The organism is Martinezella sp. CNPSo 3957 (assembly GCF_057784395.1).
The window spans coordinates 20,560-46,086 of the sequence record NZ_JBXSOU010000023.1 but is presented as its reverse complement, the minus strand read 5'-3'; the positions used below and the strand labels follow the sequence as shown (position 1 = coordinate 46,086).

Genomic DNA, 25,527 nt, shown 5'->3' with positions numbered 1-25,527 from the left:
TTATCCTACGAACGCGATCTTCAGAATGGCGAAAAGACAGAGCCCCGCCATGACGATCGCGAAGAACGTGTTGAGCATGAGAAGGACGATCTTGCTGAATTCGCCGTGGACATAGTCCTCGATGATGACCTGCATGCCGAGCTTCATGTGAATGATGCCGGAGATCACCATCAGACCGAAGATGACGGCCACGATCGGGTTCGAGATCGCGTGCACGACTTCCGCATAAGGCGCGCCGGCATAGATCATCAGGAAGATGACGAAGAAGAGAAAGAGCGGAACATTGGCAACGGCGGTCAGGCGCTGACGCCAGAAATGATCGGTACCTTCCTTTGCGGAACCGAGACCGCGGACTTTGCCCAGAGGAGTGCGCATATCCATGAGAAATATCCTTTAAAGCATGATCCCGAAATGCGCCCAAGCGCTTCCGGGAGCGATCATGCCAATCAACCCAGCCGGATGACGATGCCGATGATCCAGACCAGCGCGGTCAGACCGATCGAGCCGATGAGCGTGGCCTTGGCCATTCTGGTCGAAACGGCGGGATCGAAACCATGCCCGAGATCCCACACGAAGTGGCGCAGGCCGCCAAGCATGTGGTGCAGCAGCGCCCAGGTGTAGCCAAGCAGGATGATGCGACCGATGATCGTGCCCATGATCCAGTTGACCAGATCGAAATAGCCCTGACCGGTCGCCGCGGCGATCAGCCACCAGGCGACCAGCAGCGTGCCGAAATAGAGCGCGCCCCCGGTGATGCGGTGGAGGATCGACATGACCATGGTGGGAATGGGTTTGTAGATTTGCAGATGCGGCGACAGAGGCCGGTTTTGTGTGACGTTCGCCATCAGAACCTCGCGGCGTTACGATACGCTTAGAACCCGGTGATCCGGGGCAACGCGCGCGCAGAGACGTGCAGTGTGCGTTGCATCATTGCGACCAATAATCACAGAGACGCCCATCCACAAGCACAATTGATGCCTGCATCGAATTTAATCGATTCGGGTCGGGCTGCACTTTAGCGAGCATGCAAGCACGGACTTCCCATTCCCCGGCCGTTTACCATTTCGGCAACCCAGACGTGGACTTCGCGCGGCTCTTGGGGCAATCTGCCGTTAAGATTTCATTAACCGATCGAAGCGAGTCGAATCATGAAGCCGCATCTTTTCAAGGCAGCAGCGCTCGTTTTGACGGCAGCCACCCTTTCCTTCGCCCCGGCATCGGCGGGCGACTACCGCCACTGGCATCATCACGATCGCTCCGGCTTGGTGCATCTGAGCCAGATCTCCCAGCCCCAGAGGCGCGAGCAGCAACCTGCCCGGATCGTCATCATGGAACGGCGCGACGCAGCAAAGGCCGGCAGCTATGCCGGCTCGGCCGATGTCTATCGGGCCGATGGCGGCACCTATGTCATCGGCTATGGCGGCTACAATCCCTACGCTCAGCCTGCCACAGTACAGCTGAGGCCGAAAGCGAAGGTCATCGATGTCCGCTATGCCGGCAATCCCTGCTCGTATGAAGCAGGCGTCTGCGTCATCAGGCACTGACGTTTCTCAATCGGCGAGAAATCGCCAGACCGTCGTCTTCTTGATCTCGCTATCCTCGAGCGCCCGCGTCACCGGCACTTGATAGGTGGCCTGCACTTCCAGACGATCCTTGGGAAGATAGGCCCTGCCGGGATCGCCGACGAGAACCGTCTTCCCCTCGCCCGCCATGCGTCTTAGCCAGGGAACGAGGCTCGCGGCAAAATCGCGATCATAGAAGACATCGCCGGCAAGAATAACGCCCGCATCCACGGTGCGGCCGATAATGTCATTGCTGGAGAAATCGATGGTGACGCCGTTTTCAAGGGCATTGAGCCGGATTGCCGTGCCCGCCCATGGATCGATATCGACGGCAAGCACATGAGCCGCACCCGCACGCTTCGCCGCAATCGCGACGAGCCCGGAGCCGGTGGCAAAATCCAGCACGGTTTTGCCGGCAACGATCCCCGGATGATCGAGGATATAGCGCGCCAGACCCTGCCCACCCGCCCAGGCAAAGGCCCAGAAGGGCGGCGGCAGGCCGATCTCTTCCAGCTCTTCTTCCGTCTTCAGCCACAGTTCATGTGCTTCGCTTGCCAGATGCAGCCGGATTTCCGGCACATGCGGCGACGCCATCAGGCTGGTATTGGCACGGATGAAGCTTTCCGGATCGGTTTTCAATGAATCTCCTACCCACCGAACAAGGCCGGATCAGGCCGGCGGATTGTCCAGACCACCCATGCGGCAGACCTCGAACCATTCATCATCCGTCACCGGCTGCACCGAAAGCCGCATGGAGGTGACGAGCGCCATCTGCGAAAGCTTCGGATTGGCCTTGATGTCCTTGAGGGTCACCGGATTCGGCATATCGCGGACGGCGCGGATGTCGACACATTCCCAGCGCGGATCGTCCTTGGCGGTCGAATCCGGATGCGCCAGCGCGCAGACCTCGACGATGCCGACGACCTCCAGCCCGTCATTGGAGTGATAGAAGAAACCCTTGTCGCCGATCTGCATGGCCCGCATGTTGTTTCGGGCGAGATAGTTGCGCACGCCGGTCCATTCGGTGCCTTTTGCGCCGGCATCCTTCTGCTGCTGCCAGGACCAGGAGGACGGCTCGGATTTATAAAGCCAATGCGCCATCTCTCATGCCTCCGGATTGTTGAAGACCCAGTTGAACGGCTTGATCTCGACGCTCTCGAACAGACCGGCCTTCGTATAGGGATCCGCATCGGCAATCGCCTTGGCGGCCTCGATGCTTTCGGCATTGACGACCACCAGGCTGCCGTTCGGCTTGCCGTCCGCATCCAGGAATGGACCGGCCATCTTCAACGTGCCTTCGGCATTGAGCTTGTTCAGATGCTCCAGATGCGCCGGGCGCGTCTCCATGCGAACATTCAGATGACCGGGCTTGTCCTTGCAGACAAAGGCGAACAGCATGATTAGTCTCCTTCGAATATCCAAACTATTCCGTAGTGATCGGCCGCGTCATCAATTGCCCGATGGCTGTGGCTATGTCGAGCTTGCCGTCGATGATGGCGGACACCGCGTCGGTGATCGGCATGTCGACGCCGAGTTTGTGAGCAAGCCGCGCGGCGATGGAAGCGGCATAGGCGCCCTCGACCAGCGTGCCATGCGTCGGATCGGCAGCCTCGCCCTCACCCAGCGCAATGCCGAATCGCAGGTTGCGGGATTGATGGCTGGTGGCCGTCAGCACGAGGTCGCCAAGACCCGATAGGCCGCGCACGGTTTCAGCCTTGCCCCCCTTCGCTGCAACGAAGCGCGACATCTCGGCAAGACCACGGCTGATCAGCGCCGCGCGTGCGGAATCACCGATACCCCGGCCCTCGACGATGCCGCAGGCAATCGCGAGGACATTCTTCAAGGCACCGCCAAGCTGCACGCCGATGCGGTCATCCGAGGCGTAGAGGCGAAACGTCGGGCCGGAAATCGCCTGGGCTAGCCTTTCGGCGACAGTCATGTCGGCCGCGGCGATCGCCATGGCCGTCGGCAGTCCCTTGGCAATGTCGGCGGCAAAGCCCGGGCCTGAGAGCACGGCGATCGCATGCTGCGGCAACTCCCGCTCCAGCATATCGGTCAGCAGATCGCCGGAGACCTTGTCGATACCTTTCGCGCACGTAACGACGACCGCATCCTTGGCGAGATAAGGGCCATAATGACGGGCAGCATCGGCCTGCGCCTGTGAGGGCATGGCAAAAAGAACGATGCCGGCATTGGAAATTGCATCCGGCACGGCCGAAAACTGCAGCGAATCCGGAAGGTCGATACCGGGCAGGACGGCATCATGCATGCGGTCGGCGGCAAGGTCAGTCATCAGCCCTGCGTTGCGTCCGACGAGCACCACATCGGCACGACCGGTCAGCGCGATGACGGCGGCAAGCGCCGTGCCGAAAGCGCCGGCGCCGATGACTGCGATCCGCTCATTGCCGCTCATGCCTTCGCTCCTCGTTTGCCATGTCCGAGCAGAGTTTCCGCCTTCTGATCCAACGGCCAGCGCGAGCGCGGCTGCACATCGAGATCGTCAGGTGCGGCGCCCGTCGCCATGCGTTCCAGTCCAGCCCAGGCGATCATGACGGCATTATCCGTACACAATCTCAATGGCGGCGCGATGAAGCGGAAACCATTGGCGTCGCAAAGCTCCTGCAGCGTGCGGCGCAGCTCGAGATTGGCGGCAACGCCCCCGGCCACCACAAGCGACGGCTTTTCCTCAGTCTTCGGAAACTCCGTCTTGAAGCGCTGCAGGCCGCGGCCGATCCGGTCCTTCAGCGTGCGCGAGATCGCCTTCTGGAAGGAGGCGCAGATATCGGCGATATCCTGCTCGGTGACAGGCGCAATTGCCGTCGCCGCCTGTCGTACCGCTGTCTTCAGGCCGGAAAAGGAAAAATCGAGGCGCGTTTCGCCGACCAGGGGACGCGGAAGATCGAAGCGGTCCGGATTGCCGTTTTTGGCGGCTGCCTCCACAGCCGGGCCGCCGGGATAGGGAAGTCCCAGGAGCTTGGCCGTCTTGTCGAAGGCTTCGCCGAGCGCATCGTCGATGGTCGTCCCCCAGCGCTCATATTGGCCGACGCCGCGCACCAGGATCAGCTGGGTGTGGCCGCCGGACACGAGCAGCATGAGATAGGGGAAGGCAAGACCGTCCGTCAGCCGCGCCGTCAGGGCATGGCCTTCCAGATGGTTGATGGCGTATAGTGGCTTGCCGGTGGCACGCGAAATTGCCTTGCCTGTCATCAGGCCGACGAGCAGGCCGCCGATAAGGCCCGGTCCGGATGTAGCGGCAATGGCATCGACGTCCGAGAGCGACACATTGGCGCGTTTCAATGCCTCGTCGATCAGCGTATCGAGCGCTTCGACGTGTGCCCGCGCAGCAATTTCCGGCACGACGCCGCCATAGGCGCTATGCTCGTCCAGCTGGCTGAGGACGACATCGGAACAAACCGTTGGCGTGCCGTCATCCCGGCGCTCGACAATAGCTGCAGCGGTTTCGTCGCAGCTTGTTTCGATGCCGAGAATACGAAGAACGGATGTCATGGAGAAAGTTCGTTGCCTACAGGTCGATTGCGATAAAGCGGAAATATGGTTACGGGAACTGTCGGTAACAACGGATCAAAGCGGATGCAAACAAAACCTTTCCGGATCGGCACGCGCGGCAGCCCGCTGGCGCTCGCCCAGGCGCGAGAAGCGCGCGACCGCCTGATGGCGGCCCATGGCCTTCCGGAGGAGATGTTCGAAATCGTCGTTCTGACCACCAAGGGCGACCGCATCACCGACCGCTCGCTCGCGGCAATCGGCGGCAAGGGCCTGTTCACGGAAGAGCTGGAAGAGAAGCTGACCTCAGGCGAACTCGACCTCGCCGTGCATTCGGCCAAGGATATGGCGACGAAGCTGCCCCAAGGCCTGGCGCTCACAGCTTATCTACCGCGCGAAGATATCCGCGATTCGGTCATCGGCCGCACCGCGCCGAAACTGATCGAGCTGCCGCATGGCGCTACCGTCGGCTCTGCGTCGCTGCGCCGCCAGGCGCTGATCCGTCGCCTGCGCCCGGATATCAACGTCATTACCTTCCGCGGTTCGGTTCAGACGCGCCTGCGCAAGCTGGAAGAGGGGCAGGCCGACGCCACCTTGCTGGCGCTTGCAGGCCTGAAGCGGCTTGGCATGGTCGAGGTCATCACCGACATTCTCGATCCTGATGAATTCCCTCCAGCGCCGGCACAAGGCGCAATCGCCATCGAGAGCCGGATCGACGATCAGCAGATGAACGACCTGCTCGCCGCCGTCAATGATGCGCCGACTTTCGACGCCGTATCCTGCGAACGTGCCTTCCTGGCGGCGCTCGACGGCTCCTGTCGCACACCGATAGCCGGCTACGCAATTTGCGAAGGCGATCATCTGCGCTTCTTCGGCATGATCCTCACCCCGGATGGCCGCCAAGTGCACACGACGACCATCGAAGGCCACCGGCGCGATGCCGAGGCGCTGGGGATCAATGCCGGTCAGGCGATCCGCGCCGAGGCCGGCAGCACCTTCTTCGAAGACTGGACCTGACAAAGGATGCGCGTCGTCGTCACCCGCCCTCGGCATTCGGGTGAACGCACCATGCGGCGGCTGACGCAAATGGGGCATGAACCCCTGCTGCTGCCGCTGGCCGAACCCGTCCATCATATCGAGGAAGCAAGACGAGCGCTCCTGACCACGCAGGGCGCCGTCGCCGTCACCAGCGCCGAGGCGTTGCGCGTGCTGGCGGTGCTAGGCTCCGATATCGAGCCCCATCTCGGACGACCGCTCTTTGCGGTGGGTAAGGCAACGGCTAGAGAGGCAGCGGAGCTCGGCTTCAGCAATATCGCAGTCTCCGAAGGCGCCGGCGCCGAGCTTGCCGCTCTGATTTCACGCCATTCTGGCGGCAGGAATGCCGCGCCCCTCCTCTATCTCGCGGGCTTTCCCCGGGCGGCCGGTTTCGAAGCCGGATTGGCGGAGCTGCACCTGCCTTTCCTGACCGTCGAATGCTACCGAATGCGGGATATCATTCCTGACGACGTCACTCTTCGCCGGTTTTTTTCCGACGCTCGCGCGGATGCCGTGCTGCTTTATTCTCACGAAACCGCCAGACGCTTTCTCAGCCTGTCTTTCGTCGGCCACAACATGGAGCTTTTTGCGGAAACGCGGTTTCTTTGTTTGAGCGAAGCCGTGGCGGGCGCGGTTCCGGAGATGCTGCAATCCCATGTCGATATCGCCGACATGCCGAATGAAGACCGACTTCTGGCGCTTCTGATCCGGGCGTAAGGCCGCAATTTTGATGTAAGGCCTTTTCATAATCGCCTTGTCTGTCTAACTTCGTTGCAGCGCATGAAAAGAGGACCTCATGGTATCGCGAAAAACGCCTAACCATTCGAAGCCCAACGACGAACCGGTCACGATCGACCTGGAAGCCGAAAAGACTGCGCAGGACGCAGCTCCCGAAGATTTGACCGAGCGCAGCCATGGCGAGCTTGGCGGCTCCTCGGCAGATAAAGTGGAAATGCCGCTGGAAACGGAGAAGGAGCCGCTTCGCGAGGAGGCTCAGGAGTCGATCTTCGACGCCGCACCGCAAGAGCCGCAAGGTGCATCAGCACAACAGGCCGATTCTCCGCCCTCCCAGGCCGAACAAGCGCCCCATACCGAGCGTTCGCAGTCGCACGCAGGTTCAACCTCGGGGCTGATCGCGGCCGGCATCGTCGGCGGCTTGATCGCCCTCATCGGCGCCGGCGCCTTGCAATATGCCGGCTTCCTGCCTGGTGGTGGCGCAGGCAAAGACAGCTCTACCCAGATCGCAACGCTGAATACGGAGATCGACAGTCTCAAGCAGAGCATCGCCAATCTCGCCGCCGCGCCAGCCGCAAAGCCGGACGAAGCGCTGACGGCCCGCGTCGCAGCGCTTGAGACGAGCGCTGCCAACGGCGCTTTGACAAATGGCTCGGGTGGCACCGCAAACCCCGCTTCCGATCAGAAGATCGCTTCGCTCACCAGAGAGGTCGAGCAGCTGAAATCGGATCTCAGCAAGACGACGCAGAGCCAGGCAACCTCCGACGCCGAGGTCAGCAAGCGTCTTGATGACGCCGAAAAGAAGCTGAGCGGACCGAGCCAGGAGAGCGCTGTGGCTCGCGCCATCGCGGCGGCGGCGTTGAAGGCAGCAATCGACCGCGGCGGTCCCTTCCAGCCTGAGCTCGACACCTTCGCCAATGTCGCGCCGGACGATCCGGCCGTTGCCGCCCTCAAGAATTTCGCCCAGACCGGCGTTCCCTCTCGGGCCGACCTGATCCGCCAGGTTTCGAATGTCGCAACGGCAATCGTCGCAACGGCGCAGACCGATGATCCGAACCAAAGCTGGAGCAGCCGCCTGGTATCCGGCGCCAAGTCGCTGGTGCAGGTCCGCCCCGTCGGCAATGTCTCTGGCGACAGCATCGATGCCGTCGCCGCCCGTTTTGAGGACAAGGTCAGGAATGGCGATCTTCCGGGTGCGGTGACCGAGTGGAACAGCCTGCCCGATGCCGCGAAATCCGCATCGGCCGCCTTCAAGCAATCGCTGGAGGCCCGCATCCGCGTCGAGGATCTGGTAAGCGACGCCCTCTCGAAAGCGATCGCCAATACCGGCAAACAGAACTAAGGACGGAGTGTAGCAATGATCAGACTGCTTATCTTCGCCATTCTCGTCCTGGCTCTCGGCTATGGTTTTTCCTGGCTCGCGGATCGGCCCGGCGATCTCTCGCTGGTCTGGGAAGGCCAGCTTTACCAGACGAAGCTGATCGTCGCCGCCGCGATCCTGATTGCGATCGTGGCCGCCGTGATGATCGTCTGGTGGTTCGTGCGCTTGATCTGGAATTCGCCGCACTCCGTCACCCGCTATTTCCGCGCCCGCAAGCGCGACCGCGGCTATCAGGCGCTCTCCACCGGCCTCATCGCCGCGGGCGCCGGCAATGCCCTGCTCGCCCGCAAGATGGCGGCTCGCACCCGCGGCCTCATCCGCGCCGATCAGGAGCCGCTCATCAACCTGCTTGAGGCTCAGGCCGCCTTGATCGAAGGCAAGCATGACGAGGCGCGCCAGAAGTTCGAGCAGATGGCCAATGATCCGGAAACGCGCGAACTCGGCCTGCGTGGCCTCTATCTCGAAGCCAAGCGCCTCGGGGCGCATGAAGCGGCGCGGCAATATGCCGAGAAGGCGGCCGACCAGGCGCCCTACCTGCCCTGGGCGGCACAGGCGACGCTGGAATATCGCAGCCAAGCCGGCCGCTGGGACGATGCCATCAAGCTGCTCGACCAGCAGAAGGTTGCCCATGTCGTCGATAAGGCAACCGCCAACCGTCAACGCGCCGTACTCCTGACGGCGCGCGCCGACGAGAAATTGGAAAGCGATCCCGTCGGCGCACGCGACGATGCGCTGGCGGCATTAAAGCTCGTGGATGATTTCGTTCCCGCCGCGCTGATCGCCGCCAAAGCCTTGTTCCGTGAAGACAAGGTGCGCAAGGCTGCCTCCATCCTCGAGCAGGTCTGGAAAGCCCGGCCGCATCCCGAAATCGGCAAAGCCTATGTGCGGGCCCGCAGTGGCGATTCCGTTCTCGATCGCCTGAAACGCGCCGAACGGCTGGAGGCGATCCGCCCGAACAATGTCGAAGCCCTGCTGTTGACCGCAAAGGCGGCAATGGACGCGGGCGATTTCGGCAAGGCCCGTGCCAAGGCGGAAGCCGCCGCACGGATCGATGCGCGCGAGGGCGCCTTCCTGCTTCTCGCCGATATCGAAGAGGCGGAAACCGGTGATCAGGGCCGCGTCCGCCACTGGATGGCGCAGGCGCTACGCGCCCCGCGCGATCCAGCCTGGGTCGCCGATGGTTTCGTCTCGGAAAAATGGCTGCCGCTGTCGCCGGTCACCGGCCGCCTCGACGCCTTCGAGTGGAAGGCGCCCTTCGGCCAGATCGAAGGTCCGGTCGAAGAGGGTTCCGCGGTTTCTGTCGATGCCGCGCTGAAATCGCTGCCGCCGGTGCGCGAGGCGGCTGGCGCAACCGCAGCGGAGGCGACAAATTCACCAAAAGTTGCATCGCCAGCCAGCAATGCCTATGTCATGGAGTTGGAACCCGCCGTGGCAAAGTCCGCGCCGAGCGTGTCCGAGGCAGCGCCCAAACCGGTGCCGCAGGATGCGGAGCCCCGGCCCTTCTTCGGTGGCGCGCCTGATGATCCGGGCGTCAAAGATCATAAACTTGAACCGGAACCCAAGACGCGGCTCAAGTTGTTCTAGAGCAATTCCGGCAACAGCGCGCAGCGGCCTTGCGTCTGGAATTCCGGAAGACAAAAAGATGGAGCATGGTGCCCCAAGAACCCTGCTCTGCCCGTTTTGAGAATGGAGACGCATGTTCGAACGCTTTCAGGAATTTCTTCATAACCTGACACAAGACCATCCCCGATCCGGTTTCGCACCTGACGACCCGCGTGTCGCCGTGGCAGCTCTCTGCATCCAGGTGATGGAGGCGGACGGCAAGATCGAGAACAGCGAGAAGAAGCGGCTGCGCAAGCTCTTGAAGGAGCAGTATGGTCTTGATGGCCGCAAGCTCGATCAGCTGATCGCGGCCGGCGAGGAAGCGGAAAGCGAAGCGGTCGACTATTATCGCTTCACCTCGGACCTGAAGCGTCATCTCGACAGCACGCAACGGCTCGAACTGCTCGGCATCCTCTGGGATATCGTCTATGCCGACGGCGAGCGCAGCGAGATGGAAGATCATGCCATCTGGCGGATCGCCGACCTCATGGGCATTTCCGATCGCGAGCGCATCATGAAACGCCAGGAAGCTGCCGCACGCGCGCCCGGTTTCAGGGTGGAGACGGGCAATGATGATTGAAGCGCCGAAGAGCGCCGGGCGCCCGATATTGATCGTCCTGCATCAGGAGCGCTCCAGCCCGGGCCGCGTCGGCCAGATGATGCTGGAGAAGGGCTTCGATCTCGATATCCGCCGCCCGGTTCTCGGTGACCCCCTGCCCTCGACACTGGAGGCTCATGCCGGCGCCGTGGTCTTCGGTGGCCCGATGAGCGCCAACGACCCCGACGACTTCATCAAGGCCGAGACCGACTGGCTGAAGGTGCCGCTTAAGGAAAACCGCCCCTATCTTGGCATCTGCCTCGGCGCGCAGCTGCTCGCCCGCCATCTCGGCGCCAAGGTAAAGGCGCGCGATGACGGCAAGACCGAGATCGGCTGGTATCCGTTGCAGCCGACGGAAAAGGGTCGCCTGCTGATGCGCTGGCCGCAGATGGTCTACCATTTCCATCGCGAGGGCTTCGAGCTGCCGCACGGCGCCGACCTCCTGGCAACGGCGGAGACCTACCCAAACCAGGCTTATCGTTACGGCACTAACGCCTGGGGCCTGCAATTCCATGCCGAGCTCACCCGCGCCATGATGCAGCGTTGGGTCGTGCATGGCGAACATCGCTTCTGCATGCCGAACGCCCAGCAGGGCCGCGAGCATCTGGAAGGCCGCATGATCTTCGACGCGGCACTGAAGGCCTGGCTGTCGGAATTCCTCGATCTCGTCTTCGAAGGCAAGCAGGCGATGGCGGCCTAAAGCAGTTCCCGCAAAAGTGCGAAGCGGTTTTGCGTCCGGAACTGCGTAAAGACAAAAAGATAGAGCGTTTTCGCGATTCGAAGAAAAGCGAAAGTGCTCTAAAGGTCTTCGCCTGACGAAAGCGCGCGGTAGAATTCATCGATCGCCCCACGGATGGTAGACGCATATTGCTTGAGCTTCTCCGCATCGGCCATGAGGGCATCTCTGACGCCTCTCGGAATCTCAAGCTGCACCCCAACCTGCCGCTGGCCGCGATTGCAGATATTGCCGGCCGAAGCTCCCGCGAGCGCCTCCCCCTTCTTTCTCGCAACGGCAGCAAATCCATCGCGACGAAGCGCCTCTACGATCCGGTCGCGAAGCAATATGTCGAGGCCACCGATCCAGCTTGACTGCGGATCGTCGCGATCCATTCGACCATGAATGGCGACAACGATCAGCGAACCGGCGATCAGATCGTTTGCAATCGGCTCATCGAAATTTTCGGAAGTGACGTGCAGCTCATGATGGAGCCGCGCCGAATCGAGCCCTTCGAAGCGGTAAAGCGAGAACCTCCCATCCGCGATCGCCAGCGCTATCTCTGATGTGGCAGGTTCGATAAAGCCGGCATGCGGAGCGATGATCGCGACGGGTGATGATCGGCTCTCCACGCGGATGCGATAGTCGACGCCCTCGATCTCATGCTCACGAAGCGCCGAAAACGAATTGTATCGATCCGGCAACCTCGCCATTCCTCAAACCGCCTGCGGCTCGCCGTTACGATCTGGTGCATTGAGACTGTCGATCCGGCGTAGCTGCGGGAAACCGGTGGCCCAGAGGAGGGCGACCGTCAGCGTGCCCAAGCCTCCGATGACGACAGCGGGGATCGCGCCGAAATAATGCGCCATGGTGCCGGCGCGGAACTCGCCAAGCTCGTTCGACGCGCCAACGAAGACCATGTTGACGGCATTGACGCGGCCGCGCACGTGATCCGGCGTCCAGAGCGTGATCAGAGTTTCGCGGACATAGACCGAGATCAAGTCGGAAGCGCCCATGACGGCGAGAGCCACTATCGACAGCCACGGCGTATGCGAGATGCCGAAGACAAGTGTGCCCACGCCGAACATGGCAACCCCGGCAAACATGCAGATGCCGGCGCGGTTCCGGATAGGATAAGTCGCCAGAAACAGGCCCATGGCGATTGCGCCGAAGCTTGGCGCAGCGCGCAGCATGCCGAGGCCCCAGGGCCCAAGCGTCAGGATATCGCGCGCATAGATGGGCATCAGCGCGACTGCGCCGCCGAGCAGCACGGCGAAAAGATCGAGCGAGACGGCACCGAGCACCACTTTTTCCGACCAGATGAGACGGAAGCCGGCGAGCATCTCGTTGAGGCTACGCCGCTCATGCGCGGTGCGCTGCTGCGGCTTGGGGATCAGGAAGGTCAGCACAGAACCGGCCGCGAAGAAAAACACGGCCACGGAATAGGCGACATTGGCCCCGACGCCGTAAAGCAGGCCACCGGCCACGGGGCCAAGGATGGCGGCGGCATCCCATGACATCGAGTTCCAGGTGATGGCGTTCGTCAGGTCCTCGGGCGGGATCAGGTTGGGCGCCAGCGATTGCATGGCCGGCGTCATGAAAGCGCGCTCGATGCCGAAGACCGTGAGGATCAGAAATACCGGCAGCGGCGCGAAAGTGCCCGATATGGTCAGGAATAGCAGCCCAGCGGTGCAGAGAGTGCCGACGAAAATGCAGATCGCGGAAATCAGGCGCCTGTTGTAACGGTCCGCAGCCGTGCCCGTCACAAGGATCAGCAGCAGCGACGGCAGGAACTGCACCAGACCGATCAGACCGAGATAGATCGGCTGGCCGGTGTGCTCATACATCTGCCAGCCGACAGAGACGCTGACGACCTGCGTGGCAAAGGCCGTCAAAAACCGCGCGAAGAAGAAATAGGTATAGGCAATGTGCCTGAAGGCGGCAAACCGGTCTCCGCTGGCAGAGAACGACATGGGACGAGACTTTCCGATGGGGCCGCTGGCGCCAAGACGGGCCTTTTAGACATGATTCAACATGCTTCGGAGCATGGGACTTGCCCGTTTAGTCGCCAATGTCTACATGTCTGTCAACTGCGAATTGGAGACGGACATGCTCGCCTTATTTCAAACCATTGATCTGGCTTTGAATCTTTATACCTGGATATTGATCGCCAGCGCCATCTTTTCGTGGCTATATGCTTTCAACGTCATCAATTCGAGCAATCAATTCGTCAGCTCCGTCGGCAACTTCCTTTATGCGGTCACGGAACCTGCCCTGCGACCGATCCGCCGCATCCTGCCGGATCTCGGCGGCATCGACATTTCGCCGGTCATCCTGCTCCTGATCATCTTCTTCATCCGCTCGCTGATGTGGAATTCGATCGTCCCCATGTTCCTGCGGTGAACAAGGCCTGGCAGGCCTTTCCGGATCACGTCAGGCTTTCCGTACGGCTCACGCCCAATGGCGGGCGTGACGCGATCGATGGGCTCGAAACCGTAAGCGACGGCGAATGCTATCTGAAGGCGCGTGTTTCAGTGGCGCCGGAAAAGGGCAAGGCCAATAAGGCGCTGATCGCCCTGCTTTCAAAGAGCCTCGGTATTTCCAAATCCACGCTTAGCATCATCAGCGGCGACACGGCGCGCAAAAAAATCCTCCGGATCGAGGGCGAGCCGGAGGATTTGATGGAGAAATTAAACGTCATTACGAAGGGTTGATCAGGCCTTTTCCTTCTTGGCGCGGGCGATGGCTTCGATGATCAGTTCGCCGGCTTCCTTGGAGCCACCCCAGCCAAAGATCTTCACCCACTTGCCGGGCTCGAGATCCTTGTAGTGCTCGAAGAAGTGCTCGATCTGCTTCAGCGTGATCTCCGGCAGGTCGGTATATTCCTTGACCTTTTCGTAGCGCAGCGTCAGCTTCGGCGAGGGAACGGCAATAATCTTCTCGTCCTTGCCGGAATTGTCTTCCATCTTCAGCACGCCGATCGGGCGAACATTGATGACGCAGCCCGGGACCAGCGGACGGGTGCTGGCGATCAGAACGTCGATCGGGTCGCCGTCTTCGGAGAGCGTGTGCGGGACAAAGCCGTAATTGCCCGGATAGGTCATCGGCGTGTAGAGGAAACGGTCGACGACCAGCGTACCGGCCTCCTTGTCCATTTCGTACTTGATCGGATGACCGCCGACCGGCACTTCAACGATGACGTTGACGTCTTCGGGCGGGTTCTTGCCAATGGAAATCGCGTCGATACGCATACTTGTCCCCTAGATAAGGATGGTTGCCGCCAGCCAAATAATAGGATTCATCCCGCAAGGCAACAACGCATCGGGAAACAGGCGGATTTACTGCATGATTCCTGAAATCGGAATCGATTTAGGGAAAAATTATACAGCAGATTTAGAGCGCGACAGCGCCGCTCAGGGCCAGACGAAGCCGATCTTGCGCAGCTGCCTGTGATCGAAGGTTTCGATGCCCTCGCAGAAATCGGCGCCGCCCTGCCCGCGATAGAAGCGGTAGGCATTCTCGTTTTCCTCAAGGCACCAGACGACCAGCCCCTTGCAGCCGAGCGACTTCAACAGCCGGCGTGCCTCGCCGAACAGCATGCGCCCGAGGCCGAGACCCTGATATTGCGGGCGCAGATAGAGTTCGTAAATCTCGCCTTCCTGCGGCAGCGCACGGGCGCGATTGAGGCCGAGCGTGGCATAGCCTGCGATCTCGCCTGCAACATCCAGAACCAGCAGCGTTGCCGGACCACTGGTCGCCTTGCGCCACCAGGCTTCGCCGCGACGCTCGATCATCTGACCGAGGGCACGATGCGGAATGATGCCGGCATAGGTGTACTGCCAGGATTGGCGGTGCACCTCCGAAATGGCTCGGGCATCATGGGGTTCTGCCCGCCGAACATCAATCGACAACGTCTTCATAACGTCTACTCTGATCTTACCAACGCGAATTAACCATCCTCATTCATAAAGATGGCGAACTTGCCCACAGGCTTTATCCGTGGATCGTTAACAAAAATTAACGACTTTTTAACCTCTTGGACAAGGGCTCAAAAACCGAACATGCAATTAAAAACCCCGGCACGAAGGCCGGGGTCGTATTGCATCGCTCGGTTAGGATGATCAGGCCAGACGGGCCTTCTCGTAACGCTTGCGCTCGTTCGGATCGAGATACATCTTGCGGAGGCGGATCGACTTCGGCGTCACTTCCACCAGCTCGTCGTCCTGAATCCAGGAAAGAGCACGGTCGAGCGTCATGCGGATCGGCGGGGTCAGCTTCACGGCTTCATCCTTGCCGGCGGCGCGGATGTTGGTGAGCTTCTTGCCCTTCAGCACGTTGACTTCGAGGTCGTTGTCGCGCGAGTGGATGCCGATGATCATGCCGGCATAGACCTTCTCGCCGGCATCGATGATCATCGGGCCGCGGTCTTCGAGGTTGAACAGGGCGTAGGCCACGGCTTCGCCGGCTTCATTGGCGAGCAGCACGCCGTTCACGCGGCCGCCGATTTCGCCCTTGTATGGCTGGTAGTCATGGAACAGACGGTTCATGACGGCCGTGCCGCGCGTATCGGTCAAAAGTTCAGACTGGTAGCCGATGAGGCCGCGGGTCGGCGCCCAGAAGACCAGACGGACGCGGTTGCCACCCGAAGGACGCAGCTCGACCATTTCAGCCTTACGCTCGGACATCTTCTGCACGACGATGCCGGAATGCTCTTCATCGACGTCGATGACGACTTCTTCGATCGGCTCGAGCAGCTGGCCGCTCTCGTCCTTGTGCATGACGACGCGCGGACGCGACACGGCAAGCTCGAAGCCTTCGCGGCGCATGGTCTCGATCAGAACTGCGAGCTGCAATTCGCCGCGGCCGGACACGTAGAACGAATCCTTGCCTTCAGCTTCTTCGATCTTCAGCGCAACGTTGCCTTCGGCTTCCTTGAAGAGGCGATCGCGGATGACGCGCGAGGTGACCTTGTCGCCTTCGGTGCCTGCATAGGGGCTGTCGTTGACGATGAAAGACATGGTGACGGTCGGCGGGTCGATCGGCTGCGCGACCAGCGGCTCGCTGACCTGCGGGTCGCAGAAGGTATCGGCAACCGTGCCCTTGGAAAGGCCGGCGATGGCGACGATGTCGCCTGCCTGCGCTTCTTCGATCGGCTGGCGCTCGATGCCGCGGAAGGCGAGGATCTTCGAGATACGGCCGGTTTCGATGAGGTTGCCGTCGGCACCCAGAACCTTGACGGCCTGGTTCGGCTTGATCGAGCCGGAATGGATGCGGCCGGTGATGATGCGGCCGAGGAAGGGGTTTGCTTCCAGGATCGTGCCGATCATACGGAACGGGCCTTCGCCGACGGTCGGCTCGGGAACATGCTTGACGACGAGATCGAGAAGCGGGCCGAGGCCTTCTTCCTTCGGACCCTCAGGCGAATAGTTCATCCAGCCGTTACGGCCGGAACCGTAGAGGATCGGGAAGTCGAGCTGCTCGTCGGTGGCGTCGAGATTGGCGAAGAGGTCGAACACTTCGTTGATGACTTCTTCGTGGCGAGCGTCCGGACGGTCGATCTTGTTGATCGCTACGATCGGGCGCAGGCCGACCTTCAGCGCCTTGCCGACGACGAACTTCGTCTGCGGCATCGGGCCTTCGGCGGCATCGACCAGAACGATCGCACCGTCCACCATCGACAGGATACGCTCGACTTCACCACCGAAGTCGGCGTGGCCGGGGGTGTCGACGATGTTGATGCGCGTATCCTTCCAGACGACCGAGGTCGCCTTGGCGAGAATGGTGATGCCGCGCTCCTTTTCCAGATCGTTGGAATCCATGACGCGTTCGGCAACGCGCTGGTTCTCGCGGAACGAGCCGGACTGCTTCAGGAGCTCGTCGACGAGGGTGGTTTTCCCATGGTCAACGTGCGCGATGATCGCGATGTTGCGAAGTGCCATATGTCTTAATCTCTGAGGCTGGGGCGCAGTGTTTGGTAAACACGCCAATTGCATTTGGCGCGCTCATACCCTTTTTTTCGCGAATGCGAAAGGGGGGAGGCAAGAAAGGAGCTGAATGCCGGCTTTTCGTGCCTCACGCCTCAGTCTTACACGCCTGGACAGCGAGCTCTCTTCTGGCGCATCGCCAATTCAGATGCACACGATCACCTCAATCGGAATTTGCACAGCTCCGTCAAGCAGCATGCTTCAGTAAGAACGCGTCATGATTGACCAGGAAGGCTTTGAGGCGCTCGGAATAGTCGTGGGTCACCGCGTCTCGCACGCTTTGCCGCGACGCCAACTTCGTGCGCCATGCCTTGACGCGCGGGAGCCCATCAAAAACGCCCGTCGATGTGATGGTGTCGAACACATCGAAGTAACGGAAGATCGGCGCAAAAACTGCATCGACCAGGCTGAACGCCTCTCCGGCAAAAAAGGGACCGTTTCTCAACTCCGCCTCGATACGAGCAAATTTATCGATTAGCGCCTTGCGCTTGGCCTCATGGGTTTCTTCGTCCTTGGCGGTCTCGAATCCCCATAAGTCTGAAAGGATGGAAGAACCGAACTCCATCCAGCCGCGATGCCGGGCACGCGCCAGCGGATCGGCCGGGTGGAGCCGAACACCGGATTGGGTTTCCTCGAGATATTCGCAGATCACGGCGCTCTCGAACAAAACCGTTTCCACTCCATCGTCCTGTCGCACGATCAGGAGAGGCACTTTGCCGAGCGGAGAAATGGCAAGAAACCAGTCGGGCTTTGCCGATAGATCGACATAGCGGACCTCAAATGGCACGGCCTTTTCAGCAAGCGTGATGGCGGCTCGCTGGACGTAGGGGCAAAGGTAATGGCTGACAAGCACCAGCTTAGCGTCGGACATGATCAAATCTCCTGGGTCTTCGTTTAAGATAGATGTAATTGCATCTATATCCAGACTTGCAAACTCGGTCAATATAGATGTAATTGCATCCATGTCCGATTGTTCAGATGCCGCCGCTTCAAAGCCCTCTGCCGCCATCACGCGAGCATGGGTGCGCCTCATGCGCGCGCAGCAAATCACCCTCGCGGCAATCGAGCAGGACTTGAAGGCGACCGGCCTACCGCCACTCGGCTGGTACGACGTACTATGGGAGCTGACGCAAGCCACAGAAGGGAAGTTGCGGCCCTATGAGATCGAGGTGCGCACGCTTCTCGCCCAGCATAACCTATCGCGCCTGCTCGACCGGATGGAAAAGGCCGGTCTTGTTCATCGTGAGATATTTTCCGAGGACGGCCGAGGCCGCTGGGTCGTTATCACCGAGGCAGGAAGTGCCATGCGCAGCCGCATGTGGGCAGTCTATGCCGCGGCACTTCAACGCCATGTGGGTGATAAGCTGGACGATGCACAGGCCGATCAATTGGCTGAACTGTTGGCTTTGCTTTCGCGGAAATCCTGATTGCCAGGCAAAGATCAGCTCAGTGGCCAAAGCTTACTTTTGGCGACTGACTCTTGCCACGGACCGACGCAAGATCAGGCCGCCAGCCCCTTCTTCTTCAGCATCGCATCCGGGCTCGGCAACTTGCCACGGAAAGCCTTGTAGGTCTCCTCCGGATCGATCGAACCGCCGACGGAATAGATGTTGGCCTTCAATTTTCCGGCCATATCCGGATTGAAGGCATCGCCGGTTTCCTCGAAGGCGGCAAAGGCATCAGCATCGAGCACTTCCGACCACATGTAGGAATAGTAGCCGGCCGAATAGCCGTCGCCTGAGAAGACATGCTGGAAGTGCGGCGTCGCATGGCGCATGACGATCGATTTCGGCATGCCGATCTCGGCCAGCACCTCCGCCTGCACGGCCATCGGATCCTCAACCGCGCCGCGGGTATGGAACGCCATGTCGACCAGAGCCGAGGAGGTGAATTCGACCGTATTGAAGCCGGCATTGAAGGTGCGCGCCGCCAGAACCTTGTCGAGCAGCGCCTGCGGGATCGGAGCGCCGGTCTCATAATGCACGGCATATTCCTTGAGGATGGCAGGAACCGTCAGCCAGTGCTCGTAAAGCTGCGACGGCAGTTCGACGAAATCGCGGGAAACGCCGGTGCCCGAAACCGAGGGATAGGTGACGTTGGACAGCATGCCGTGCAGCGCATGGCCGAACTCGTGGAACAGCGTGCGGGCATCGTCGAGCGACAGCAGCGCCGGCCGGCCTTCCGCTGGCTTAGCGAAGTTGCAGACGTTGTAGATGATCGGCAGCTCGCCGACCTTGCCGTTCTTCAGCGGCAGCTTGTGCTGCGACTGGAACGAGCTCATCCAGGCGCCGGAGCGCTTGGAGCTGCGGGCAAAGTAATCGCCAAGGAAGAGAGCGACGAGCTTGTCGGAGCGGTCGCGGATCTCGAAGACGCGCACATCGGGATGATAGGCGGGAATGCCCTTCTGCTCGATGGCTTTGATGCCAAACAGGCGGCCGGCGACATCGAAGCAGGCAGCGATGATCTTTTCGAGCTGCAGATAGGGCTTCAATTCGGTTTCGGAGAAATCGAACTTCCGCGTCCGGATCTTCTCGGCATAGTGTCGCCAGTCCCAGGGCATGACCTCGTGGTTACGGCCTTCTTCGGCAATCAGCGCCGCAATATCCCTTTCTTCCTCTGCCGCGCGTGCCGCCGCCTTACCCCACACGGTCATCAGGAGATCGTTCACTGCGGCCGGCGTCTTCGCCATGGTATTGTCGAGCTTGAGTTCGGCGAAATTGGCATAGCCGAGCAGCTTTGCCTTTTCTGCCCGCAGCGCCAGCGTCTCACTCACGATCTCACGATTGTCCGTCTTGCCGCCATTGGCGCCACGCGCCACCCAGGCGTTGAAGGCCTGCTCGCGCAGATCACGGCGCTCGGACGAGGTGAGGAACGGTTCGATGATCGAGCGCGAGAGGGTGACGGCATATTTGCCCTCCTCGCCGCGTTCGCGCGCCGCCGCTGCCATCGCCTCGCGCAGGTAGTCGGGAAGGCCGACGAGATCGGCCTCCTCCGACAAGAGCAGCGCCCAGCTCTTTTCATCCGCCAATACGTTCTGTCCGAATTGCGCGCCGAGGCCGGCAAGCTTCTCGTTGATTGCAGACAGCCGCTCCTGCTCGGCCTTCGGCAGCTTGGCGCCCGACTTGACGAAGCCCTTCCAGTGCCGTTCCAGCACGCGGGTTTCCTCGAGCGTCAGCCCAAGGGCGTCGCGGCCCTCCCAAAGCGCATCGAGGCGGGCAAAGAGCGCCGCATTGGTCCCGATCTTCGAATAATGCCGCGCCATCTTCGGCGCGATCTCGCGCTCCAGCGCCTGGATGGTCTCGTTCGTATGAGCACCTGCCTTGTTCCAGAACAGCGCCGAGATGCGCGAGAGTTCATCGCCGGCGATCTCCAGCGCCGTCACCGTATTAGCAAAGGTGGGTGCCTCGCGGTTGCCAGCAATCGCATCGATCTCGGCTTCATGCGATGCAAGCGCCGCATCGAAGGCAGGCGCAAAATCCGTATCCTTCACCGCATCGAAACGCGGCAGCCCCTGATGTCCGGTCCATTCGGTGAGCGCAGGATTGACGGCGGTTTGGGAAGACATGCGAGGCATCCTTTCGACAGACATCTGATCGAAGCACGATATAAGGCTGCTCCCGCCGAATTGGTATGGCGGGGGAGCGAACAAATTGAACGAGGACGGTCAGGCTTTGCGCCAGCCGAGCAGGCCGGGCGTGGCATGCCAGAGCGCTTGCGCCGCAAAGCCCATGAAGAGGACGCCGGAGCAGCGCACGATCAACCGCTCATGCGCGCGATAAAAGCGCCGAACAGCGCCTGCTCCGATGATGCTGATAAGAATAATGTCGGCCGTTATGAAACCTGCAAAGGAAACCGCCAGCAGCAGCGGCAGGGCGCTGAAGGTCAGCGCGCCGGCAGAGCCCGCGACAAGCGCCGTGAAGGTCGCCAGTGCAACGGGATATCCCTTCGGATTGGTGACGCCGAAAATCAGTCCACGGCGGAAGGGCCGCTCGACGTTGACGAGCGATTTTCCGTCGCCCTTCGGCTTGGCGGTTACGGCGCTCCAGCCGATCCAGGCAAGGTAGAAACCGCATAGCAATCCCAGCAGATCGAAGACGAAGGTGCCGATGGTCTTTGCGCCGACGATGGCGACCAATGCAAGCGTGGACCAGACGAGGTCACCAAACAGATGGCCGCTGACGAAGAATGCACCTGCCTTGCGCCCCTGTCCTGCACCGATGCCGAGCAGCGCCAGGAATGCAGGACCGGGAATGAGCACATAGAAAAGCGCGGCCAAAAAAGCGCCGACAACAAGCGATTGCGTCATGATGAATGGTTCCCGCTGTGAATCGCGCGAGAGTAGCAATCTGCCGAACCCGGTCAAGCAGCAGCGCGTTTTCGGACAGAAGTCGTTGTGTTCATAGGACGAAGTCAATAAGAACGTTGTGGGGCCCAAAAATTAAAGAGCGTAGGTAGGGAAGCGCTTATGAGCAGCAGGATTAATACGGATTCACTTGCCTTTCTTGTGACCGACTGCGCCCGACTGATCAGGGCGGCCTTCGAGCGACGTATTCTTGTCGCCGGACTCGGACTGACGGCGGGCGAAGCGCGGACGCTGATGCAGGTGGCTGCCATCAACGGTAGTCGCCAGCTTGACATCGCCTCCCGGATGGGGCTGGAGCCGATGACGGTCAGCGCCTTTCTGGACAAGCTGCAGGCGCGCGGCTTGATCGAACGCCAACCTGACCCGCTCGATCGTCGCGCCAAGCGGATCGTGCTTTCGGAATCCGCCGACGCCAAGCTGAAGCAGATCGACAGGGAAATCTGCGAAGTCGAGCGTAACGCGACGCAAGGCTTCGACAATGACCTTCAAGTTCAGCTGCATGACGCACTCTGCGCCTTCCGCGGCAATCTGCAGAAGGCCGAAGCACCTGCCGAAGTCGAACGTGAATTGAGGCCGGTCGACTAATTCCGGCCGCCGCTTTCCACATAAGAAAGCCCGCCTCCGGCGACCGGAAGCGGGCCTTTCAGCATCTGGAAATGTCGATTATTTCGACAGGTTGCGCTTGGCGAGCGTGCGCAGGCGCAGCGCGTTCAACTTGATGAAGCCAGCCGCATCCTTCTGGTCGTATGCGCCCTGGTCGTCCTCGAAAGTCACGAGCTTGTCGGAATAGAGCGACTTCGGGCTTTCGCGACCGATGACCATGACATTGCCCTTGTAGAGCTTCAGTGTCACTTCGCCTTCGACATGCTCCTGGCTCTTGTCGATGAGAGCCTGCAGCATTTCGCGCTCTGGCGAGAACCAGAAGCCGTAATAGATCAACTCGGCATAGCGTGGCATCAGCTCGTCCTTGAGGTGCGCAGCACCGCGGTCGAGCGTGATGGATTCGATGGCGCGGTGGGCTGCGAGCAGGATCGTGCCGCCGGGGGTCTCGTAGACGCCGCGCGACTTCATGCCGACGAAACGGTTCTCGACCAGATCGAGACGGCCGATGCCGTTGTCGCGACCGTAATCGTTGAGGGTTGCGAGCAGCGTTGCCGGGCTCAGGCGCTTACCGTTGATCGAAACAGCGTCGCCCTTTTCGAAGCCGACCTTGATGATCGTGGCCTTGTCGGGAGCAGCTTCCGGGGAAATCGTGCGCATGTGCACATATTCCGGGGCTTCCTGCGAGGGGTCTTCCAGAACCTTGCCTTCGGAAGAGGAGTGCAGAAGGTTGGCATCGACGGAGAACGGCGCCTCGCCCTTCTTGTCCTTGGCAACCGGAATCTGGTGCTTCTCGGCGAATTCGAGGAGGTCGGTGCGGCTCTTGAACGACCAGTCGCGCCAGGGAGCGATGATCTTGATGTCCGGGTTCAGCGCATAGGCTGAAAGCTCGAAACGAACCTGGTCGTTGCCCTTGCCGGTCGCGCCATGCGCGATGGCATCGGCGCCGGTCTTCCTGGCGATCTCGATCAGATGCTTGGAGATCAGCGGACGGGCGATCGAGGTGCCGAGCAGGTAGACGCCTTCATAGACGGCATTGGCACGGAACATCGGGAAGACGAAATCGCGCACGAATTCCTCGCGCACGTCCTCGATATAGATTTCCTTGATGCCGAGCATTTCGGCCTTCTTGCGCGCCGGCTCCAGCTCTTCGCCCTGGCCGAGATCGGCGGTGAAGGTGACGACTTCGGCGCCAAGCTCCGTCTGCAGCCACTTCAGGATAATCGAGGTGTCGAGACCGCCGGAATAGGCGAGGACGACTTTCTTCACGTCTTTATGTGATGCCATGATAAGTTCCGTTTCGAGGCGGACCAGGGGAAAGGCCCGCAAAGCTGTATCGCGGAACTTTTAGCGAGATTATCGTGCGGCGCAAGGGGAAGCGCTGCAACGGCGGCTCAAGCGGTTTGACAGGTTTCCTGAAAGCACCATATTCGGCGGCGAGCATGCAATACAGGAGGGCGCCGCTCGTGACCGATATTCAAGACATTTTCAAGAAATCCAATGTTGCCGTCATCACCGGAGGCGCTTCCGGCATCGGCTTTGCCGCAGCGAAATATTTCGCTTCGCTCGGCATGAGCGTCGTTATCGCCGATCTCGGCGGCGACCGCCTGGCCGAGGCGAGCGCTGAACTCAAGACGATCGCAGGTGAAGAGCATGTCATGGCCATCGAGACCGATGTCGCCAATAAAGACGCACTGGAAGCGCTGGAACGCGCAGTCCTGCAGCGTTTCGGCCGCGTGCATGTCTTGATGAACAATGCCGGCATCGGCCCGGAGACCTCGATCTTCAGCGCCCAGGCCGGCTGGGATGCCATCCTTGGTGTCAACCTGCTCGGCGTCATCAACGGCACGCGCGCCTTCGGACCCGGCATGTTGGCCCATGGTGAACCCGGCCTCATCATCAACACCGGTTCGAAGCAGGGCATCACCACGCCTCCCGGCAACCCCGCCTACAATGTCTCGAAGGCCGGCGTGAAAGTCTTCACCGAGGCGCTGCAGCATGAGCTGCGCAATACGCAAGGCGCGAAGATATCGGCTCACCTCCTCATTCCGGGCTTCGTCTTCACCGGCCTTACCAAGGGCGAGCGCAGGGAAAAACCCGCCGGCGCCTGGACGCCGGAGCAGACCATCGATTTCATGGTGGAAAGCCTGAAACGCGGCGATTTCTATATTCTCTGCCCCGACAACGACGTGGCCAGGCCTGTCGATGAACGCCGCATGCTCTGGGCCGCCGGCGATATCGTCGAGAACCGTCCGCCGCTGTCGCGCTGGCACCCGGACTATGCCGATCAATTCAAGGCCTTCCTCGAAAAGAAGGATTGATTTGCAATCCGCCGAAAGCCGGATAAGAAAACGCCAAGTACTATCATCCGGCTTTCGGAGCGACTTTCATGGATTTCATACCCAACCTGCCGACCCTTCTTGCCTTTTCCGCAGCGAGCCTGCTGCTGGCGATGACGCCAGGTCCTGACATGACGCTGTCGATCAGCCGTGCGCTGGCGCAGGGCAAGAAGGCGGCGCTCTTCGTCGTGCTCGGCACCACGCTCGGTGTTGTCGTCCATACCTGCCTCGTGGCCTTCGGCATCTCCGCGCTGATCACCGCCTCGCCTGTCGCCTTTACCGTCCTGAAGACCGGCGGCGCCGCCTATCTGCTCTGGCTCGCCATCCAGGCGATCCGCTTCGGCTCCAGCCTGTCGGTGAAGAAGGTCGATACCGTCGGCGGAACACCGCTTGCAAACATCTCCAACGGTTTCTGGGTCAACCTGCTGAATCCGAAGGTCATCATCTTTTTCATGACCTTTCTTCCGCAATTCGTCACGGCCGGTGATCCTGCCGTCACGCACAAGCTGCTCTTCCTGGGATTCTTCTTCATCGTCATCGGCATGCCGGTGAACGCGCTCGTCGTTCTCGCCGCCGATGGCCTGTCGTCCTGGCTGCAAAGGAACCGTGGCGTAATGCGCGGCCTCGACTACGCCTTTGCCGGCGTCTTCTCGATCTTCGCGGTGAAGATCTTCTTCACTCAGGCTCGTTGAAAGTGGACCACTGGCCGGCAAACCGGCCGGCGATCCACCAATAGACGGTGGCGCTTGCAGCGCCCAGGAAGGCAAAGCAGACGGCGATAGTGATCAGATTGAGCGTCTGCGGCCGCTCTATACCGCCGGAAATCAGGACGGACGCGACCGCCGACAAGGTCGCGCCGAAAATTGCATAGCCATACCACCGACGCATGCCGCGCCATTCGAGAATGGGAATGACCACCAAGGACGGCAGGATACTGACGATCATCGCGACCTTGGTCAGAGCAATGGTCAGGACGAAAAGCTCCGGCGCGGCAGTCTCCGGCACGGTCCATGCAGCAACGCAGGCCAGCACGAAGCCCATTAGAGCGCAAGCGGCGACATAGCCCCAAAGGAGGCGTATCGGCTTGCGCAGTCCAAGGAGCATCGATC

The 25,527-nt window shown here is 60.8% G+C and carries 30 protein-coding genes; 13 read left to right on the top strand and 17 right to left on the bottom strand.

What is annotated here, in order from left to right; translation table 11 throughout:
- Positions 1 to 381 carry a succinate dehydrogenase, hydrophobic membrane anchor protein gene (sdhD, locus tag AC13QE_RS30685; RefSeq protein ID WP_132720614.1) on the bottom strand — a complete coding sequence of 127 codons (381 nt, stop codon included), beginning with the start codon at positions 379 to 381 and terminating at the stop codon, positions 1 to 3.
- 65 nt (positions 382 to 446) lie between these two features.
- Complete coding sequence (gene sdhC / locus AC13QE_RS30680; protein ID WP_488486591.1) at positions 447 to 845, bottom strand: succinate dehydrogenase, cytochrome b556 subunit; 399 nt, start codon at positions 843 to 845, stop codon at positions 447 to 449.
- Positions 846 to 1,148: 303 nt separating this feature from the next.
- Here sdhC and AC13QE_RS30675 point away from each other — a divergent pair, with 303 nt between their 5' ends.
- Positions 1,149 to 1,544: a hypothetical protein gene (locus AC13QE_RS30675; protein WP_488486590.1), complete on the top strand. Its 396-nt coding sequence runs from the start codon at positions 1,149 to 1,151 to the stop codon at positions 1,542 to 1,544.
- A 6-nt stretch (positions 1,545 to 1,550) separates the two neighbouring features.
- On the opposite strand, the gene AC13QE_RS30670 is transcribed toward AC13QE_RS30675, so the two are convergent.
- From AC13QE_RS30670 to tsaD, 5 genes are read right to left on the bottom strand one after another with little or no spacing between them, the layout of a single operon-like run.
- Positions 1,551 to 2,201 carry a class I SAM-dependent methyltransferase gene (locus AC13QE_RS30670; protein WP_488486589.1) on the bottom strand — a complete coding sequence of 217 codons (651 nt, stop codon included), beginning with the start codon at positions 2,199 to 2,201 and terminating at the stop codon, positions 1,551 to 1,553.
- 30 nt (positions 2,202 to 2,231) lie between these two features.
- Entirely contained in the window at positions 2,232 to 2,663 is a 432-nt protein-coding gene (locus tag AC13QE_RS30665) for an EVE domain-containing protein (RefSeq protein WP_488486588.1), read from the bottom strand.
- Between the two features lie 3 nt (positions 2,664 to 2,666).
- Entirely contained in the window at positions 2,667 to 2,960 is a 294-nt protein-coding gene (locus AC13QE_RS30660) for a YciI-like protein (RefSeq protein ID WP_112336355.1), read from the bottom strand.
- Between the two features lie 25 nt (positions 2,961 to 2,985).
- Positions 2,986 to 3,975, bottom strand: a complete 990-nt coding sequence (locus AC13QE_RS30655; protein ID WP_488486587.1) for an NAD(P)H-dependent glycerol-3-phosphate dehydrogenase — start codon at positions 3,973 to 3,975, stop codon at positions 2,986 to 2,988.
- Positions 3,972 to 5,069 (bottom strand): tRNA (adenosine(37)-N6)-threonylcarbamoyltransferase complex transferase subunit TsaD, encoded by a 1,098-nt coding sequence (gene tsaD / locus AC13QE_RS30650; RefSeq protein WP_015341424.1) that lies wholly within the window; start codon positions 5,067 to 5,069, stop codon positions 3,972 to 3,974. Before tsaD ends, AC13QE_RS30655 begins: the two co-directional genes overlap by 4 nt.
- Before the next feature lie 84 nt (positions 5,070 to 5,153).
- Here tsaD and hemC point away from each other — a divergent pair, with 84 nt between their 5' ends.
- The 6 genes from hemC to AC13QE_RS30620 all read left to right on the top strand — a co-directional run bounded on the left by hemC (position 5,154) and on the right by AC13QE_RS30620 (position 11,117).
- Positions 5,154 to 6,083, top strand: a complete 930-nt coding sequence (gene hemC / locus AC13QE_RS30645; RefSeq protein ID WP_132720606.1) for a hydroxymethylbilane synthase — start codon at positions 5,154 to 5,156, stop codon at positions 6,081 to 6,083.
- Between the two features lie 6 nt (positions 6,084 to 6,089).
- Positions 6,090 to 6,818 (top strand): uroporphyrinogen-III synthase, encoded by a 729-nt coding sequence (locus AC13QE_RS30640; RefSeq protein WP_488486586.1) that lies wholly within the window; start codon positions 6,090 to 6,092, stop codon positions 6,816 to 6,818.
- Between the two features lie 79 nt (positions 6,819 to 6,897).
- Complete coding sequence (locus AC13QE_RS30635) at positions 6,898 to 8,178, top strand: COG4223 family protein (protein WP_488486585.1); 1,281 nt, start codon at positions 6,898 to 6,900, stop codon at positions 8,176 to 8,178.
- A 15-nt stretch (positions 8,179 to 8,193) separates the two neighbouring features.
- Positions 8,194 to 9,801 carry a heme biosynthesis protein HemY gene (locus AC13QE_RS30630; protein ID WP_132720603.1) on the top strand — a complete coding sequence of 536 codons (1,608 nt, stop codon included), beginning with the start codon at positions 8,194 to 8,196 and terminating at the stop codon, positions 9,799 to 9,801.
- Between the two features lie 112 nt (positions 9,802 to 9,913).
- Positions 9,914 to 10,399, top strand: a complete 486-nt coding sequence (locus AC13QE_RS30625) for a tellurite resistance TerB family protein (RefSeq protein ID WP_132720602.1) — start codon at positions 9,914 to 9,916, stop codon at positions 10,397 to 10,399.
- On the top strand, positions 10,392 to 11,117 hold the full coding sequence (locus AC13QE_RS30620) for a glutamine amidotransferase (RefSeq protein WP_488486604.1): 726 nt from the start codon (positions 10,392 to 10,394) through the stop codon (positions 11,115 to 11,117). Before AC13QE_RS30625 ends, AC13QE_RS30620 begins: the two co-directional genes overlap by 8 nt.
- 98 nt (positions 11,118 to 11,215) lie before the next feature.
- Here AC13QE_RS30620 and AC13QE_RS30615 read toward each other — a convergent pair whose 3' ends face one another.
- Both AC13QE_RS30615 and AC13QE_RS30610 read right to left on the bottom strand, forming a co-directional pair.
- Positions 11,216 to 11,845: a poly-gamma-glutamate hydrolase family protein gene (locus AC13QE_RS30615; protein WP_488486584.1), complete on the bottom strand. Its 630-nt coding sequence runs from the start codon at positions 11,843 to 11,845 to the stop codon at positions 11,216 to 11,218.
- A 3-nt stretch (positions 11,846 to 11,848) separates the two neighbouring features.
- On the bottom strand, positions 11,849 to 13,105 hold the full coding sequence (locus AC13QE_RS30610; RefSeq protein ID WP_488486583.1) for an MFS transporter: 1,257 nt from the start codon (positions 13,103 to 13,105) through the stop codon (positions 11,849 to 11,851).
- A gap of 106 nt (positions 13,106 to 13,211) precedes the next feature.
- On the opposite strand from AC13QE_RS30610, the gene AC13QE_RS30605 reads away from it, so the two are divergent.
- A complete protein-coding gene (locus AC13QE_RS30605; protein WP_132720080.1) occupies positions 13,212 to 13,535 on the top strand; it encodes a YggT family protein in 324 nt (107 codons plus the stop codon).
- Complete coding sequence (locus AC13QE_RS30600; RefSeq protein WP_132720057.1) at positions 13,532 to 13,846, top strand: DUF167 domain-containing protein; 315 nt, start codon at positions 13,532 to 13,534, stop codon at positions 13,844 to 13,846. Before AC13QE_RS30605 ends, AC13QE_RS30600 begins: the two co-directional genes overlap by 4 nt.
- Here AC13QE_RS30600 and ppa read toward each other — a convergent pair whose 3' ends face one another.
- The 4 genes from ppa to AC13QE_RS30580 all read right to left on the bottom strand — a co-directional run bounded on the left by ppa (position 13,847) and on the right by AC13QE_RS30580 (position 17,987).
- On the bottom strand, positions 13,847 to 14,383 hold the full coding sequence (gene ppa, locus AC13QE_RS30595; protein ID WP_015341435.1) for an inorganic diphosphatase: 537 nt from the start codon (positions 14,381 to 14,383) through the stop codon (positions 13,847 to 13,849).
- Positions 14,384 to 14,545: 162 nt separating this feature from the next.
- The gene (locus AC13QE_RS30590) at positions 14,546 to 15,052 is read right to left on the bottom strand and encodes a GNAT family N-acetyltransferase (RefSeq protein WP_069613362.1); all 507 of its coding nucleotides are present in this window, start codon (positions 15,050 to 15,052) and stop codon (positions 14,546 to 14,548) included.
- 201 nt (positions 15,053 to 15,253) lie between these two features.
- Positions 15,254 to 17,071, bottom strand: a complete 1,818-nt coding sequence (gene typA / locus AC13QE_RS30585; RefSeq protein WP_132720056.1) for a translational GTPase TypA — start codon at positions 17,069 to 17,071, stop codon at positions 15,254 to 15,256.
- A gap of 232 nt (positions 17,072 to 17,303) precedes the next feature.
- Positions 17,304 to 17,987, bottom strand: coding sequence for a glutathione S-transferase family protein (locus AC13QE_RS30580; RefSeq protein ID WP_488486603.1), 684 nt, complete (start codon positions 17,985 to 17,987; stop codon positions 17,304 to 17,306).
- Positions 17,988 to 18,078: 91 nt separating this feature from the next.
- Between AC13QE_RS30580 and AC13QE_RS30575 the strand changes: the two genes are divergently transcribed.
- Positions 18,079 to 18,543: a MarR family winged helix-turn-helix transcriptional regulator gene (locus tag AC13QE_RS30575; RefSeq protein ID WP_488486582.1), complete on the top strand. Its 465-nt coding sequence runs from the start codon at positions 18,079 to 18,081 to the stop codon at positions 18,541 to 18,543.
- A 74-nt stretch (positions 18,544 to 18,617) separates the two neighbouring features.
- On the opposite strand, the gene AC13QE_RS30570 is transcribed toward AC13QE_RS30575, so the two are convergent.
- Both AC13QE_RS30570 and AC13QE_RS30565 read right to left on the bottom strand, forming a co-directional pair.
- Entirely contained in the window at positions 18,618 to 20,681 is a 2,064-nt protein-coding gene (locus AC13QE_RS30570; RefSeq protein WP_488486581.1) for a M3 family metallopeptidase, read from the bottom strand.
- 99 nt (positions 20,682 to 20,780) lie between these two features.
- Positions 20,781 to 21,422 (bottom strand): LysE family translocator, encoded by a 642-nt coding sequence (locus AC13QE_RS30565; protein WP_488486580.1) that lies wholly within the window; start codon positions 21,420 to 21,422, stop codon positions 20,781 to 20,783.
- A 159-nt stretch (positions 21,423 to 21,581) separates the two neighbouring features.
- Between AC13QE_RS30565 and AC13QE_RS30560 the strand changes: the two genes are divergently transcribed.
- Positions 21,582 to 22,064 (top strand): MarR family winged helix-turn-helix transcriptional regulator, encoded by a 483-nt coding sequence (locus AC13QE_RS30560; RefSeq protein ID WP_015341442.1) that lies wholly within the window; start codon positions 21,582 to 21,584, stop codon positions 22,062 to 22,064.
- A 78-nt stretch (positions 22,065 to 22,142) separates the two neighbouring features.
- Here the strand turns inward: AC13QE_RS30560 and AC13QE_RS30555 are convergent, their stop codons facing one another.
- On the bottom strand, positions 22,143 to 23,366 hold the full coding sequence (locus AC13QE_RS30555; RefSeq protein ID WP_488486579.1) for an argininosuccinate synthase: 1,224 nt from the start codon (positions 23,364 to 23,366) through the stop codon (positions 22,143 to 22,145).
- Positions 23,367 to 23,545: 179 nt separating this feature from the next.
- On the opposite strand from AC13QE_RS30555, the gene AC13QE_RS30550 reads away from it, so the two are divergent.
- Together AC13QE_RS30550 and AC13QE_RS30545 are read left to right on the top strand one after the other, a co-directional pair.
- Positions 23,546 to 24,400, top strand: coding sequence for an SDR family NAD(P)-dependent oxidoreductase (locus tag AC13QE_RS30550; RefSeq protein WP_488486578.1), 855 nt, complete (start codon positions 23,546 to 23,548; stop codon positions 24,398 to 24,400).
- 68 nt (positions 24,401 to 24,468) lie between these two features.
- Positions 24,469 to 25,110, top strand: a complete 642-nt coding sequence (locus AC13QE_RS30545; protein WP_488486577.1) for a LysE family translocator — start codon at positions 24,469 to 24,471, stop codon at positions 25,108 to 25,110.
- Here AC13QE_RS30545 and AC13QE_RS30540 read toward each other — a convergent pair.
- Positions 25,094 to 25,522 carry a hypothetical protein gene (locus AC13QE_RS30540; protein WP_132720049.1) on the bottom strand — a complete coding sequence of 143 codons (429 nt, stop codon included), beginning with the start codon at positions 25,520 to 25,522 and terminating at the stop codon, positions 25,094 to 25,096. The genes AC13QE_RS30545 and AC13QE_RS30540 overlap by 17 nt on opposite strands.
- Positions 25,523 to 25,527: the final 5 nt, after the last annotated feature.